The 14547-nt window shown below is 60.5% G+C and carries 13 protein-coding genes and 2 pseudogenes; 12 read left to right on the forward strand and 3 right to left on the reverse strand.

What is annotated here, in order from left to right; all coding sequences use genetic code 11:
* Positions 1 to 427: 427 nt before the first annotated feature.
* Positions 428 to 872: pseudogene (locus tag AC1DUY_RS16150) on the reverse strand (PRC-barrel domain-containing protein); the annotation flags it as partial.
* Here AC1DUY_RS16150 and AC1DUY_RS16155 point away from each other — a divergent pair.
* Entirely contained in the window at positions 847 to 1029 is a 183-nt protein-coding gene (locus AC1DUY_RS16155) for a hypothetical protein (protein ID WP_478115892.1), read from the forward strand. The pseudogene AC1DUY_RS16150 and the gene AC1DUY_RS16155 sit on opposite strands and share 26 nt — an antisense overlap.
* Here the strand turns inward: AC1DUY_RS16155 and AC1DUY_RS16160 are convergent.
* Together AC1DUY_RS16160 and AC1DUY_RS16165 are read right to left on the reverse strand one after the other, a co-directional pair.
* Complete coding sequence (locus AC1DUY_RS16160) at positions 1026 to 1301, reverse strand: hypothetical protein (RefSeq protein WP_478115545.1); 276 nt, start codon at positions 1299 to 1301, stop codon at positions 1026 to 1028. The two genes, AC1DUY_RS16155 and AC1DUY_RS16160, sit on opposite strands and share 4 nt — an antisense overlap.
* 122 nt (positions 1302 to 1423) lie before the next feature.
* Positions 1424 to 1696, reverse strand: a complete 273-nt coding sequence (locus tag AC1DUY_RS16165) for a helix-turn-helix domain-containing protein (RefSeq protein ID WP_478115547.1) — start codon at positions 1694 to 1696, stop codon at positions 1424 to 1426.
* 984 nt (positions 1697 to 2680) lie between these two features.
* On the opposite strand from AC1DUY_RS16165, the pseudogene AC1DUY_RS16170 reads away from it, so the two are divergent.
* The 11 genes and pseudogenes from AC1DUY_RS16170 to AC1DUY_RS16220 all read left to right on the forward strand — a co-directional run.
* Positions 2681 to 2761 (forward strand): annotated as a pseudogene (locus AC1DUY_RS16170) (DUF6634 family protein); the annotation flags it as partial.
* A gap of 192 nt (positions 2762 to 2953) precedes the next feature.
* Positions 2954 to 3733 (forward strand): metallophosphoesterase, encoded by a 780-nt coding sequence (locus AC1DUY_RS16175; RefSeq protein WP_478115549.1) that lies wholly within the window; start codon positions 2954 to 2956, stop codon positions 3731 to 3733.
* Between the two features lie 11 nt (positions 3734 to 3744).
* Entirely contained in the window at positions 3745 to 5142 is a 1398-nt protein-coding gene (locus AC1DUY_RS16180; protein ID WP_478115551.1) for an AAA family ATPase, read from the forward strand.
* Positions 5143 to 5181: 39 nt separating this feature from the next.
* On the forward strand, positions 5182 to 5496 hold the full coding sequence (locus AC1DUY_RS16185) for a DUF6634 family protein (RefSeq protein ID WP_478115553.1): 315 nt from the start codon (positions 5182 to 5184) through the stop codon (positions 5494 to 5496).
* Between the two features lie 142 nt (positions 5497 to 5638).
* Positions 5639 to 5923, forward strand: a complete 285-nt coding sequence (locus AC1DUY_RS16190; RefSeq protein ID WP_478115555.1) for a hypothetical protein — start codon at positions 5639 to 5641, stop codon at positions 5921 to 5923.
* Positions 5924 to 6483: 560 nt separating this feature from the next.
* A complete protein-coding gene (locus AC1DUY_RS16195) occupies positions 6484 to 7323 on the forward strand; it encodes a Tn7 transposase TnsA N-terminal domain-containing protein (protein ID WP_478115557.1) in 840 nt (279 codons plus the stop codon).
* A 184-nt stretch (positions 7324 to 7507) separates the two neighbouring features.
* Entirely contained in the window at positions 7508 to 9892 is a 2385-nt protein-coding gene (locus AC1DUY_RS16200) for a hypothetical protein (protein ID WP_478115559.1), read from the forward strand.
* Between the two features lie 21 nt (positions 9893 to 9913).
* A complete protein-coding gene (locus AC1DUY_RS16205; RefSeq protein ID WP_478115561.1) occupies positions 9914 to 10633 on the forward strand; it encodes a Mu transposase C-terminal domain-containing protein in 720 nt (239 codons plus the stop codon).
* Entirely contained in the window at positions 10630 to 11688 is a 1059-nt protein-coding gene (locus AC1DUY_RS16210; protein ID WP_478115563.1) for an ATP-binding protein, read from the forward strand. The genes AC1DUY_RS16205 and AC1DUY_RS16210 overlap by 4 nt, the downstream gene beginning before the upstream one ends.
* The gene (locus AC1DUY_RS16215; protein WP_478115565.1) at positions 11685 to 14009 is read left to right on the forward strand and encodes a hypothetical protein; all 2325 of its coding nucleotides are present in this window, start codon (positions 11685 to 11687) and stop codon (positions 14007 to 14009) included. The genes AC1DUY_RS16210 and AC1DUY_RS16215 overlap by 4 nt, the downstream gene beginning before the upstream one ends.
* Positions 14010 to 14039: 30 nt before the next feature.
* Complete coding sequence (locus AC1DUY_RS16220; RefSeq protein ID WP_478115567.1) at positions 14040 to 14537, forward strand: hypothetical protein; 498 nt, start codon at positions 14040 to 14042, stop codon at positions 14535 to 14537.
* The last annotated feature ends 10 nt before the right edge of the window (positions 14538 to 14547 follow it).

The following is a 14547-nucleotide window of genomic DNA, read 5'->3' on the forward strand; positions in this document are numbered from 1 at the left end:
CGCCACCTGGCCGAGCACGAAGAACGACTCGTTCTAATCGAGGAGATTTGCATCGATACCGGTGCTCTCGTTCTGGACACCGCCACAACGAGGTCGCCCACAAGACTGCCTACGTGACGCTATTCCAAGCATGGGCAAAAGGAACGATCAAAGGCACTGCGGAACAGGTGTTTGTCGCTACAAAATCTATTCTTGAGGACTGAGCGTAGGCGGCATTCATGTGAAATCGGGCGGGAGATTTTCCGCACTCACGTCCGGTCGGCGGGCTTGTGCCAGAGTTTATCTCGCATTGGGCCGCCTGTCTGATGGAGTGTGGCGGACCGAATGCCTGCTTCGTGAATTCAGTTCACGGGAAAATTGTAGCGACTGTCTATTTCGAAGCCCCGTGATAGGCGAGATGCCTAGGATTCACCCATTCATCAAAACTTCAGAGCTTTTGGAAGAGGGCATCGTTGCGCGTGCGCCACGTCGGATCGGACAACCCGTTGTAGTCAGGATCAGGCATAAGCGGCACGGCTTTCATGGCCTCCTTAGTGATTGAAAGATAAAGCTGCCGCGGTCCTGCGAAATCATCAGTGACCGAACCGGGACGACGATACTGTCCTTTCCGGTCGTAAAAAATCCGCCGGAAGCCACGACCGCATAATCGCGACCGCCTTTTGTGCCGAATACAATGTTCCTCACTTCGCCGACATTCTTGTCGTCGGAACTGCGGAGCCAATCATTTCGTCAGTCCTTAACGCCGGCGCAAGTTCGTCTATCCGCAGAAGGGGCTTCGCATCTTTTTTATTGCGAATACCAGTTGCAGCTCCGCGCTTCACCTTCGGCTCACTCGCGGCATTCTGCTTGTCCGCTTCCTCCTCGTCGTTGTTCGGCCTCGGCAAGCTTTACCGGCGTAGCGGCCCCCACGCGCACGCGCAGAAGTATTTCATCAGCGCGGCCGCACTGTACCAAGCGATGGACATGCCGTTCTGGCTTCGGGAGATCGAGGCCGCGATGCTGAGCGATATTCGTCGCAGCGGCTCTTAACGCCTCAGCTCTTCGGCAGCCGACACCTGCGAACCCTCTTCATCCAGGCTGCCAAGGTCCTTTTGATGCGACCACAGAACTGGGGGAAGTTCAGCTTCGGAGAGTGCCTGACCGATGCTGCGCCGAGGATACATCGCAACAAGCTCGCCCGCATTGCCTGGAGCGCGTTTCGTCGCCCGCTCGACCTGCGATAGGTATTCGCCGCATAACGCCACCACGCCACCGTGCAGACCATGATCGCTAGTACGATGCCGGGCGCCGATTCGCGGCATCAGTCTACCGACTCGGACACCATTCGTCCTAGGGTGGTGGAAATACACGAAGATGCAGCCTTCGGCCGGAAGTATGGGGCGGCCTCTAGGGCACGATAACGTCGTCAACAGCAGGCGGCGACTCACTTTGGCAAACGAACTTGCACTCCACTACCTAGCTGGCCTGCGCTGATGCCTTTTGTTGCGCCGTCAAAATGGAAGTTTATGCCCGCCGCCTCCAGCGTGTTTTTGAGCTTAGCTAGAGTTTCGTCGTAGGCTATAGAGCGTCCTTGTTCATATCGAGCGATCGAGTGCTTTGAGATCCCTGATTTGAGCGCTAGTTCGTCCTGGCTCCACCCGAGCCAAGCTCTGGCGGCTCGCAATTGGGATGGCACGATGTCAGGGACGTTAACCATAACTTGCTCTTTTTGAGACTCGCGCCAGTTTCGGTGATAGCATTAAGACAAGATTAACCATCGCGGCTGAGGCAAATTCCTCGCGGCCGGATTGTTCCAAAAGCAGAACGCTAGGCTTGTTCTTATCACTAAATCCTTGATGAGGATTTAAGTCTGCTGAGCTTAAACGAGAGTTAGTTTTCCACCCAAGGACTCGTTCACTGACAGCGAGTCCTACGCCGCCAAGCGGCGCATCAGTAAATCCATGACTGCAACATTATGGGAGTGTCTCATGCTCGCATCGGGGAATCGCGCGCCATCGTCATTGGCCCCAGATATCGCACCGTTCTCTCCGCTCGTTTGGTGGCGTACACGCAGGCCCAGCGCTCTTCTATGCAGAGGCATTGGCGGGATCCGCGAAGTTTTGCTGGGGACCGAAATTCACGAAGAACCAGATTGGTCTCGCGCAATTCTTGGCGATGCCGCCGTCGCAATTCGCGTCGCGGTCGAACAAATGAAAGCGCGCCCGATCACGGCTGTTGAGGTCGACCTCGCCTTATCGGCTGTCCTGGCTTGCGCACTTGAGGGTGAACCGGCATCAGCGATTCTGATCTCCTCTGCGTTACGGCGTCGCTCGAAATATGACCCATCTTGTAGACTTCTCAGCGACCTGTGGCTGGTCGCGAAATTCTGACTTCATTGATTAAGTCATCGCTCGGGCGGCCACACGCCGCTCAGCCAGCGACGATTGAAGACTGCGGCCAACGTAAACCGCGGAGCAGCCGAGATGTCTGTAATGGCCCCATACGGTAGTCTGAATTCTCTTCAGGACACTTTGACAGGTTTGGTGTGCAATATTCGCGATCTTCGGACAGGGGAAATACTGAGCCAATGGATTCGAGGGCCGCTCCGATCGTCGAAATGGTCGTACGGCTTCATACCCGTGGGCTGCATCGCTGGCTCGGTTCGCGGACACCCAATCCTTGGTAACGTGCTCACGTTCATGCGCCTCAGCTCATTCTCATCGATCCGGAGAACGGTTGGGCACGTACATGGTCCCAGTACTATCGGCTCAGGGCACTCTAGGGGGCGGGTGACCGATTCCGAGAACTTGTGACCGCCGTTTAGTGAGTGGTCGGTGCCTGCGCCGTCAGGCGCGGGCGTGAGAATGCCTCTGCTGTAATCGATCATCCGCGTCATGGCTTGCCGACGCTACGATCGGGACGCCGACAGTTTCGTTGACGTCGACGTTGTCTCGTTCGAAATCAAGGAACGTTCATGAGACTGTGGATCATCAGTGATCTCCATATGGAGCAGACCCGCGGCTGGGATCTGCCCGCGGGCTCGGCTCGTCCGGATTTCGATGTCCTTGTCGTCGCCGGTGATCTGATCACCCGTATGGAGCGTGGCGTAGAGTGGTTGCTGAACCGCGTGGCCGATGAGCCAATTATCTACGTTGCTGGCAATCATGAATTCTGGGGCTGCGATATCGATCGTACCGTCGAAAAGGCATGCTTGGCGGCGGCCGGAACGAATCTTCACATCCTTCAGAATAGCGCCGTCGTGATCGACAAAGTGCTATTCGTCGGCGCAACCCTCTGGACTAATTTCGAACTGTTCGGAAACCGCGATCTCGCCATGAGGTACGCGGCCGAGGGAATGAACGATTACCATCGGATCCGTAAGTGCCAGTATATAGAGCGTCTACGTCCAGCGGACACGCTCGCCCGTCACTTTGAGTCCCGCGACTTCATCGCGCGAGTCACGCGCGAGGCCCGTGCGGACCGGACGGTCGTCGTCACGCACCACGGATGCGTACGAGAAGCTATGAAGGCGGGCACGGAGACCGACATACTTTCGGCGGCCTATACCAGCGACTGCTCTGACCTCCTGGAAAACGTGGATCTCTGGGTCTATGGACACACACACGAAAGTCGCGACTTCAAAGTCGGGCGGACGCGCATCGTCAGCAATTCAAAGGGCTATGGCCCTTGGCCGCCAAAGCAGCGCGGCTGGGACAACATGCGATTCGATCCGAACTACGTGATCGAAATCTGAGGGAGGCTGGGGTGACTGCCGGCGACCGCTCATCAAAGAATCTATCATCGGTACCTCTACCGGTAGCGCTCCTGTGGCAACGCGGCTGGCCGCCCGCCGCGGAGCTTTTCTGGTCGCGCATTAAAGAAATCGGCGACGTGCCACGGGACGAAGTCGCTACGGATTTCTGGTCTGGGGAGAAGGAGCGTTGCAAAGAGGCATGCAAAACTCTCGCCGACCTGTTGCTCGCCGAAGGCCACGGCAAGGAAGCACTCAGTGCACTGATGCTGGCGGCAGATCCGACTGAGCCACAGACCCTCGAGATCGTGCTGCCACAGCTTGCCTTTGCCATCGAACATTTATGGGAATGGCCGACGGCAAGGGTTACCAAGCACCAAGTTCTGCAGCGTCTCGGCGTCTGGTGTCGAGTCGCTCAGGGTGATTTTGCAGACAATGGCAGCAGTATCTTCCGGATTGTCCGGCTCGAGATGTTGAACCAGGACGACCCTTTGGAGGGTCTACCGCCGACGCGCGTACAGAACGAAAATGGTCAGGAAGGCGAGCCGAAGGAACCGGGCATCGTCGTCATGCCGAAGGGCAAAGCAACAAAACTCAACGACTACCAGTCTGAATTCAAGGACCTGGTGGACGCCAAGCTACCGCTGCGGTTTGCCAGAGACATCGGCGCCGTGCGCGCAAAACTAATGGCGGAATACCCTCATGCCATTGGCGCGATCGACCTGTTGCTGCGCGACCTGCGTGAAGGTGAGCCGGTGCGGCTTTCGCCGATTTTGCTGACGGGTCCCGCAGGCGTAGGCAAGACACGGTTGGTGCGCAGACTTTTCCGCGACCTGCTTCGCATAGGTGTGTATCGCTATGACGGCGGAGGTGCGAGCGATAACATGTTTGGTGGCAGCCCGAAGGCTTGGGGTAACACGGTTCCTTCCGCGCCCGCGCGAGCTGTCAACCAGACACGGATATCGAACCCCGTCGTTTTTATCGACGAGATCGACAAGGCGGGCACATCGTCGCGCAATGGCCGTTTGTGGAATGCCCTGCTGCCATTTCTGGAGCGAGAAACGGCGCGCGCCTACCGCGACGTCTCACTCGATGCTGAGTTGGACCTATCCTGGATTTCGCACATCGCGACTGCGAACAGCATTGAAGAATTACCGGCGCCGCTGAAGGACCGCTATCGCATCGTCAGGGTGGAGACGCCGCGGCTCGCAGACCTGCCGGCGTTGGCGGCTAACGTGCTCCGGGAGTTCGCGGTCGAGAACGGGGAGGAGGGATTCGCGTGGCCACTCGCGACCGACGAGATCGAGGTAATCGGGCGAGCCTGGGAGAAGGCCGGATTCAGTATTCGTAAGCTGCAAAGGATTGTGGCGGGCACCGTTGCGGCGCGAAATGCTACCGCAGCGAGACACTAGGTACCTCTCAAGTTGCGTAGCATGACCGGGATTTCGAACATGTCGATCAAAGAAGAGGATGAGATAGTCCAATTAAAACGCGGCTTCGATTCCTATATGAAGGGAGAGCAGCCCTCTCTGCTCGAACTGGAGCGCGCGCCGATGCTTGAGAGCTGGCGCGCAATCTTCGTGCACGTTGCCCGCAAGGAGGATCCTCACGCTATGGTCCTGGTTCTGGTGGGAAGCGTTGCCGGCCATCCCCGGCACCCCGACGGGACCAGGATCCATACTTCACAATTGATCTGGCTCGACCGTAACCGGCAGTGGGCACGCTCCTGGAATCGCGTCTATCGGCTTGGCGCGCGGCAACGATGAAGCCGATACCGGTGAGAAAAGAGTGACGATGAACCTATCGAAGCTTTGATCAAGCGTCGCAAATTCTGCCGGCCGTCGAAGCAAGGTCTCTTTCGGACGACCAAGCTCAGACCAGTGATCATTAACCGCGAAGGAGAGCCCATTGCTTATCATCACGATCGACCTTATCCCCGGCGGATACGAATCCTTCCGCCGCACCATCGGCTCGATGCGGATCGCCAACGTCAGCAACCTGGCAGACGTGTCCGACTACGTGGTGGATATCATAGAAGGTGCAAATCCGCTCGTCGGGACCAGGGCCCGTAACGCTCGGTGCACCGTCGAGCGCCATGATCGCCGCCAGACCATCTGGGCCCTCTTGGCTAAGGCTGCTGATGAAGCGACGAGGGCGAAGTTTGAGGATCTCGGAAGCCCAGAAAAGGAATAGTTCGGGAGTTATCCCCGCAATTCAACTTTTTTTCTTCGCAAAGAGTCACGCCTCGAAACACCAATATCGCACCAATCGGTCCCCACAAAATTGCAGCGCCGCTGAACTCCAACTTTTCATTTAAGCCCCGTCCGAGGCCGCGGAATATGGTGAATCGCCGCCCTCACACTCCTTCCAATTTCGCGATCTTGATGAAGTTTTCTGCCGTGAATTCCACCGGCCGCCGAAATTTCCGCTTTTGGCGCGGTTGTGCGATTTTCACACTCAAGTTTCAGCGGGGTGTCCCGGGGGAATGACTACAGATGCTGCTGACCGCCTGAAGAAGGGCGGAAAGCGGAACAGGTGGGGCGGGCCGTTGCGAGCGGCCCGCCCGACCCTTCACCGGTCGAAAGCAACGACAGATGCTGCCTGCAAAGGCATCTGGAGCTTTGCTCATCACCCCGCGCCACGCAAGCGGGTTTTTGCGCCCATCTCGGCGTTCGACCTCCCATTCAAACATGCCCGACGCCGGCACCCTTGCCGGCGAACGGCGAAGCTTTGGCCGATCGGCCGGGGGGGACATGGCGAGCAAGAGAAAGATGCCGGGCAAAAAAGATCCAGGTGATTCACCGTTCACGCCGGGACCCCCCGTTGAACGGCGGAGCCCTTGCCGGGCGCGGCCGAAGACAATGAGCAAGAAGAGACCCAAGCTCGAGTCCGTCCGGATCGTGCGCGCCCGCGGCGGCGGCCCGATCCGCACGGTCATCCAAGCGGTGCGGAAGATACCAACCGGTGACTTCCCGTCGCTCAAGGCGGGACGCCCGCTGCCCTGGGAGGGCATCGCCGAGCGCCACTTCGTGTGGGTCTGCGAGGTCGACTGGAACGTGCGCTCGTTCATGACGCAGCCGATGCGCATGGAATTCCACATGAGCGACGGGAGCGTGCTCATCTACTTCCCGGACGTTGAGCGCTTGCTCAGCAGTACAGCGATCGAGATCGTCGAAATCAAGAAGAAGGAAGACGAAGCGCGGCGCGATCCGGATTACTCGTTCAAGCTGTGGCTGGCTCGGCAGATTTGCGCAATCCGCGGCTGGAAGTTCCGCATCCTCTCCGCAGAAAAGTATCTCGCCGAAGGCCATCGCCTGGCGAACGCGCAGCTGATCCGCATGGACCGGTTCACCGCGGTCTCGGCTGAGGACTACATCCGCCTCGGCGAAGCCTTCCGACGCACCAACGACATGACGTGGGGCAAGGCCGTCGCCGCGCTCAGCCGCACCGACGACGAGTGGAGCCCGGACGGACTCGCGCGCCTGCGCGCCCTGATCGTCCGCCGCCATGTCCGCGTCAACATCGATCGCCGCATCACCCAGCAGACGCCGGTCGCCCTGACCGAGAGCGCCGCCATTCAGGTCGGCAAGTAAGGAGCCCACAAATGCAGCACTACGTTTCCCAATCGCACCAGTCGCCTTCTTCCCAACACTCGATGTCCAATCTTGGCACCGGAGCTCATTACGCGCCGGCGAATGCTCCGCAGTACAAAGCCATCGCGGAGCGGCTGTTCCAGTTCATTTCGGACACCGCGATACGGCAGTCGTAGGGCCGCGAATGTCCTCGCTCGATATCAAGAAAGGCGAACTGTTCCAGCACTTCGAGAAGGGGCTATGCCGCTTCGATCGCTGGAAGGCGTTCAACGTGCTGGTCTTCCATACGGTAGACGGCGGCGGCGAGGTCAAGCTGCCGGAGCACACATTTTGCGAACTACACGCGTTGCGCAAGATCCGTCTCGTCGAACAGGACAAGGACGGCAATCCGATCGAGACCCGCGAATTCGGCCCCGACGAGTGCTGGACGGATTCCGACAATCCCGAGAAGGCCAAGCTCACGTCGGAGGGGCGCAAGGCGCTGGCCCGGCAGTTCTACACCAAAAAGTGGGACGAAGAGGGCAACGGCTCTCTCGGTGACGTTGGATTGCAAGAGCTCATCAGCCGCTGGCGCCCCGTCGCGGCCCGACTCGGCTACGAGACGAACGAGATCGCGGAGAGCGAGACGAAGCCCTTTCGCGTCGAGGTCGCCCGCCTTCGCCACTTCGTCAATAACTGCGGACGGCCCGGCGCGCGGCCGCTCGAGGCCTTCAGGGATAACCGCGGCAAGAATTCGCCCCGCCGCCTCGCCGACGAAATCGAGGCCGAGATTCCAAAGGCGATCGACCACTACTACGGTGCCCGCGGACGCGACTACAACGACGCCTACGGCGCTCTCCACGATGTGATTAAGGCGCTCAACAAGAAGCGTCCCAAAGAACAGCAGCTCAAATACCCTCGACCGGAAGTGCTCCGGCGCCGCATCGACAAGGCGGCCACCTTCGATAACCTAGCCCGCAAGACCAGTCGCAGCGAAGCCTGGCGGAAGTTGCACGGCCATCGCGAGCACATTTCAGCGACGCGGCCGCTCGAGCTCGCCATCATCGACACGACACCGCTCGACGTTCACGTGCTCGACAGCAGGCTGTTGCTGCCGCTCGGGCGGCCCTATCTGAGTGCCTGCATCGACGTCTATAGCAGGATGCTGCTGGGGTGGTTCATCACGTTCGAGCCGCCGAGCTTATATTCTGTGCTGGCGACGATGAAGCGCGTCAACCGGCACAAGGGATACGTCCAGAAGCTCTATCCACAGATCAACAGGCCGTGGGACGGATGGGGCTGCCCAACCGAGATCCTGCTCGATCGCGACTGGGCCCATCAGTCGCCCTCGTTCCAGCACTCGATGTCCAATCTCGGCACGGAAGTTCATTATGCGCCAGCGGATACGCCCCAGTACAAGGCCATTTGCGAACGGCTGTTCCGGACCATCAACCAGGGCTTGATCCACAAGCTTGCGGGTGCGGTGCGTTACAACGTTTACGTTATGCGTCAGGTCGGCCTCAACCCGACGAAGGACGCGCTGATCACTCTCGAGGACCTCAACGAGCTACTGCACGAATTCAACGACGTCTACAGCTACCGCCCGCACGACGGAATTGGCGCCGTTCCGGCGCTCGCCTGGAAAGAGGGACTCGCGGTCCAGCGCCGCCGCTGGATCAAGGACGTCGGCGCGCTGGACCACGTCCTCGGATGCGTCGACACCGCGACCATCTCCGGCAACGGCATCAAGTTCAAGAACATGCGCTGGCACGACGAGAGCGTAACTTCGCTGCTCCTGAACGATCTCGTCCGCCTCGAGAAGAAGCGCTCGCAGGATCCGCGGACCTTCGGCCAGTCGCGTGCGCGCGTAATCGTGAAGTGGAATCCTGCCGACACTGGCTCGATTTCCGTCTGGAATCGCGGTGGCGAGCCCAAACCCTATTGGATAACGATGCCGAACGCCGACCCCCAATTCCTGAAGGGGCTGACTTTCTGGCATCACGACCGGATCCGTGAGTTCGCCGAGGCGAAGGGTCTCGCATTCTCCACCCAAGAGGAGCGCTGGGACGCTTTCAACCGGCTGCGCCGCAACTGGGAGACGCTCGCCGGCCAGATGCCGATGCGCAAGAGCCGCCAGGCTCGCCGTGGCTTGGCATTCGAACTCGGACAGTTCGACGACACCATGGCGAACGAACCCATCGACATCACTCTGGACGACATCAGAGACGTCGAGGCCGAAGCATCGACCGCCGGACTCAACAAGGCCGAGCCCGAGAGCGTCCCCGACCAACTCGCGGCCGAACTGCTCGACCGCGACAATACTCCCAACAAGGGCCGCACGCCAAGCAAAGTCGCGATCGCCAAAGGTCAGAAGACGAAGAAGCACAAGAAAGCCGAGCGCGAGCAGGTCAAGCACGAAGCCTACGTCAAGGAGATGCGCGGCGACCCGACCGGCGATCCGAGAGCGCGCGGCACCCCCGTCCGCGACGACGAGGACCGTGACGGGGGATGGGGCGAGACCACCGAGGCTCCGACCACCGCCCCCACCGATCTCCCCGAAGACGAAACGGCAGACGACGAAGGTTGGTAACAAGAGAAAGGACTAGAAGATATGCGTAACTTCATCCGGAATATCATCGACCGACTGCGCGGCTTCATCCGCGCCGACGCACACGACACGACCGAGCCCACGGTCAACGACTCCACGCGCCCGATCCCCGACGAGGCCGACTTCGACGTCGATCTCAGCCTCTCCCGCATCGTCGTGCTCACACCGTCCGGCATCCGCTTCAAGGGGCTCCGCTACAATAGCCCAGCAGTCGCCGAGATGCTGCTGAGGATGAAGTCTAGCGACCGCGTAAAGGTGAGGATCAAGGATCCATCCGACGCCTCCAGCATCTTCGTGTGGGACAGCAGCGCCCGACCGACTCCGCGCTGGATCACCGTCGACATCGCTGACGTTCCAACGAAGCTGTCGTTCGCGCGGCACGCGCGGCTGCGCGATTTCGTAAGAAAGCGGGAACTCGCATTCAGCACGGAAGCCGAGCGGTCCGAAGCACTGGAACAGCTGAAACAGCACTGGAAGAAGCTCGCTGAGCAGCTGCCCATCGGCGAGAGCCGTCAACAGCTGCGCGCCATCGACCTTTCGAACCCAACGGAGGACGAAGCCGACATCGCGGACATTTTGAAGCGCCCGCGGCGGAAACCTAGCAAGCCCGCAATCTACAAGGCCAAACGCACGAGGCACACGAGACGATCGAGGTCACCGCAGCGCCCGCCTGACGACCTTCCGACACCGAAAGCAAGTAACGCGAAGGAGCATGTGAAATGAAGAACACCATTCAGGATGCGATCGAACGCATGCGCCTGTTCGACGCGATTTTGATCGAACACCCCCGCCTCGGCAAGATTCGGGACAAGATGCTCTGGCTGCTTGAAGACACGGGCGGCGTCGTCGCGGTCAACGAGGCCCGCCGCAAGGCGGCTAGAGGAAGGCCGTTCAAGAACAAGGAGCTGTGGGTTCTCCCGATCGTCGGCCCCAGCGGGGCGATGAAGAGCACGTCAATCGGCAAGGTGATCGACGAGATAAACGCGGACGAAAGGTTCCCCGCCGCCGACATCCCCGTGCTCTTCGTGACGATGCGCGGGGTCAAGAACGTGCGCGCCTTCCTCAGCGTCGTCCTCGAACACTACGGCGACGCCGCCAAGGAGGTCATGCCCGGGTCCGGCCCGGTCGATGTCCAGGTCGTCGCGCGCGGCGTCTACAACATCGCGAGAGCGAAGCGCACGCTCTTGCTCGTCATCGACGAGGCCCATGAAATGCTCCGCTACGACGGCGGCAAGACCGGCAAGAGCATGGCGATGTTGCTCAAGACCATGGTTAACGAAGGCATCTTCAGCGTGGTCCTGATCGGCACCGACGAGATGCTAGGCCTCTTCCGCTCGAAGGAGCTCAAGAGCCGCACGGTCGCGGACGAAGACGCGACATTGCTGCCGTTCGACATCAAGAAGCTGGGCGACCGTCGCTACTTCTTCCGCTTCCTCCAGCGCATCGAGGACGAAATGGTGAAGATCGGCGTCGTCGACGAGCCGCTCGGCTGGGTCGCCAGCCTGGAGGACCGCGCCAAGATCTACGACATGTGCAATGGCGTTCCCGGCACCGCCTGCCGCGTGCTCCGCATGGCGCTCGAACGCACGCTGCGCAGCGGCCGCACGTCGATCGAGTGGCCGGATTTCGAGGCCGCGTTCCGCGCCTTCAACGCCACCGAGGAACGCCCCTTGTTCGATCCGTTCGCGAACGGCCCGAAGAAGGAGACGCTGGGCCGCCTCAAAGCCGAGGCCGAGGCCAAGAAGAAGTCCGGCGGCAAGAGCATGGAGCCCGCATGACGCTCGCGACCCCACCCCGGAAATTCATCGCGACGGTCGGTGCGCCCTACATCGACGAGAGCCTGCGCGGCTACTTAGGCCGCGCGCTGTCGGTCACAGCCATCCGAAACGTCGCCACGATGCTGAAGATCGCGGACGCCACCAAGCCCAACGCGGTGTCACTCGCGACGACGCTGACCGACGAAGGCGAGATCAAGCGCATCGCCGCGCTGATAGGATGTACGTCCGAAGACATCGTCTCGCGCACCTACCTGACGGGCGAATTCGCGCATTCTGGCTCGGAGAGCATCGATTTCTGCGGCACCCAGATCCGCCTTCACTTTCGCGAAACCAAATTCCGGAGGGTGTCGCCTCGCGCGCTGGAAATCGATCCCTATCATCGCGCTATCTGGGAGCTTCGTCCGATCGCATTCGATCGGCAGACGAAGGAGAAACTTTTGTCGGCGTGCCCAGCCTGCGATCGCAAACTCGGCTGGTTACGCGCTGATGTTCCGAACCTCTGCGATAAATGCGACGCCGATCTACGCGATTTCCAGCAACCCGTATCGCCCGTCGAAGACGAGGAGGCTTACGACTTTGTCGTCGACCTGATCGATCCCGATCCAGCCAAGAAGGAAGCAGCCCGCGCGCTGCTGCCGGAGGAGTGGCGCGACTTCTCCAACGGCGATCTATTCGAAGCGATCGTTGCGCTGGCGAGCGGCCTCACGGCGGATCCGACCAAAAAAGGCGCAGCGCAGGGACGTAGCAAGCGCAGCGAGCAGTTCGAACAGCTGACGCCGGCACTGCTCGCGCTGGCCGGACGCGCTATCATCGGTGGCGTAGCCGGATTCGCGGATCTCTGCGACCGATATCGCGCCGACATGGACAAGCGCCCCATCTATTACGGACGCCGAAAGGAGATCGGCCCGCTCGCCTACATCACCTATGACAAGCACATCGAACCCAGCATTCGGGATCTGCTCCGAGGCTTGGTCGACGGCAACATGGAGTCGACGAGCGAGAGGTACGCGCTTCGCCTAGGCAAGGACGCGGCCAGCTCGACGATGACGATCCAGACTCTGTCTGAGACGTTCGGCGTCCGCAGATCGATCCTCCAGCGCCTCGCCGAGAGCGGTCTCGTTCCGGTCATCCGGGCGGACGATGCCCGGTCGCCTGTCCGCATGAGTATACGGGACGTACGGCCATTGCTTGCTCAGATAAAGAACGCCGTTGGCGAAAACGAGGCGGCCGGAATCCTCGGACTTCCCCTCTCTGTGCTGTCGAGCCTCGCCGACCACGGCCTGATCCGGCGCCTGGAAGGCCGAGTTCAAGGTCTCGTTCCGGGCTACAGCGGCTATCTTCACTCGTCGGTCAACCAACTTATGGCCGAGATCTGGTCGGCGGCCCGGCCCAGTTTCGGAAGGTGCTGTTCGATTATGGTGGCCGCCCGCTCGCTCGGCGCGGGCGAGACCCCTTGGGCCGCCGTCATCAGCGCAATCATCGCCGGCGACGTCGTCATCCACGACACCGGCGCGCAGCGCCGGAATATCCGCTTCAGCCTGGCCGTCTCGGACATCGATTCATTCGTGGCCGGCGTCAACAAGCACCTGCAGAACGCGCCCCTCGGCTTGAAGCTTCCTCGCTGGATTGCCCAATCGACCGCTGCCGAACTTCTCCAGGTCAATGTGGCCTTCTTCTCCCGCTTAGCAAACATTCGGCCTGACCTGCTTCCTCAGCGAGGACCCGGCTATGCGCCCTACCTCGCGAACGATGTGCAGGCGCTCCACGCCAAGTACATCTTCGTGCCCGAAATCGCCCGCCGCGCCGATATGCACCCCCGGCGCGTTGTTTCCTGGTTGCGCTCCGAGCACGTGGCCCCTTCCCTTTCGCTACAAGAAAATCGTGATTTCGGCTACCCGCGCAGTGTCGTCGATCCTCTCCTGATTGAGCTCATCGACAAGACCAAACGAATGAAGGCCTCCCTGGCCGAAGCCGGCGATGGCGTCCGCGTCAAGCTGATTGCGGCCGTGGCGGCAGGCGCTGGCCCTAAGGCAACTGCGGAAGCAATGGACATCCCCTATCGCGAGGCAAAACGCTGGATCGAGGCTTGGCGCAAGGCCGGTGCAGTCGCGCCACGCAAGTTCGGCCATCGATCGAAGCTAGACGACCAGAAAGATTTCTTGCGGACCCTGGTCGCGCAGCGTCCCGACATCAAGCTCAGCGAAATCCGCCAGGCGCTGGAACCGCGAGGAGTCAAGACCAGCGACACGGCGATCTGGAACGCGCTCGAGCGCTTCGACATCAAACTCGGCGGCCGGCGGCGGCCGACCGGCCGCGGATAGCCGAGACCTTCGAAGAGAAAGGACGACGAGATGAAGTTCAACACGCACTCTCCTACCTCCGCTGCGCTGTATGCGACGAGTCACAATGAGGCTTGGGCGATCGACTTCGCCATGCTCGATTTCGCCGCCAAGCCGCTCGTCATGCTGGTCGTCGATGTCCGCACGCGCCGTCCGCTGAGCGCGACGGTGAGCCACATGGCCATGGAAGATATCATCATCAGGCTGGAGCGTCTGGTCCGGCGTTCGGGCCGTCCGGAACGGATTTGGATGGACTACAGCAGCGCCTACAACACCATCGAGGGCCACTTCCACCCGTCGCTACAGGCCTGGGCTCAGAAGCATCGCATTTCGCTCACCCATGACCGCATGCTCCTGACGAGGCGCATCTCGGAGCGGCCGCTCCGCGACCTCAGCGCCTCCCTACGTGAGAAGAGCTTCACGACGCTGATGGAGCTTGGCCACGACATCGAACGCTGGCGCCAGTCCTACCACAGGGTCGCCCGCACCATGCCCAACGTCAACCAGTAAGAGGAGTACA

The organism is Tardiphaga sp. P4_G1, assembly GCF_056401215.1.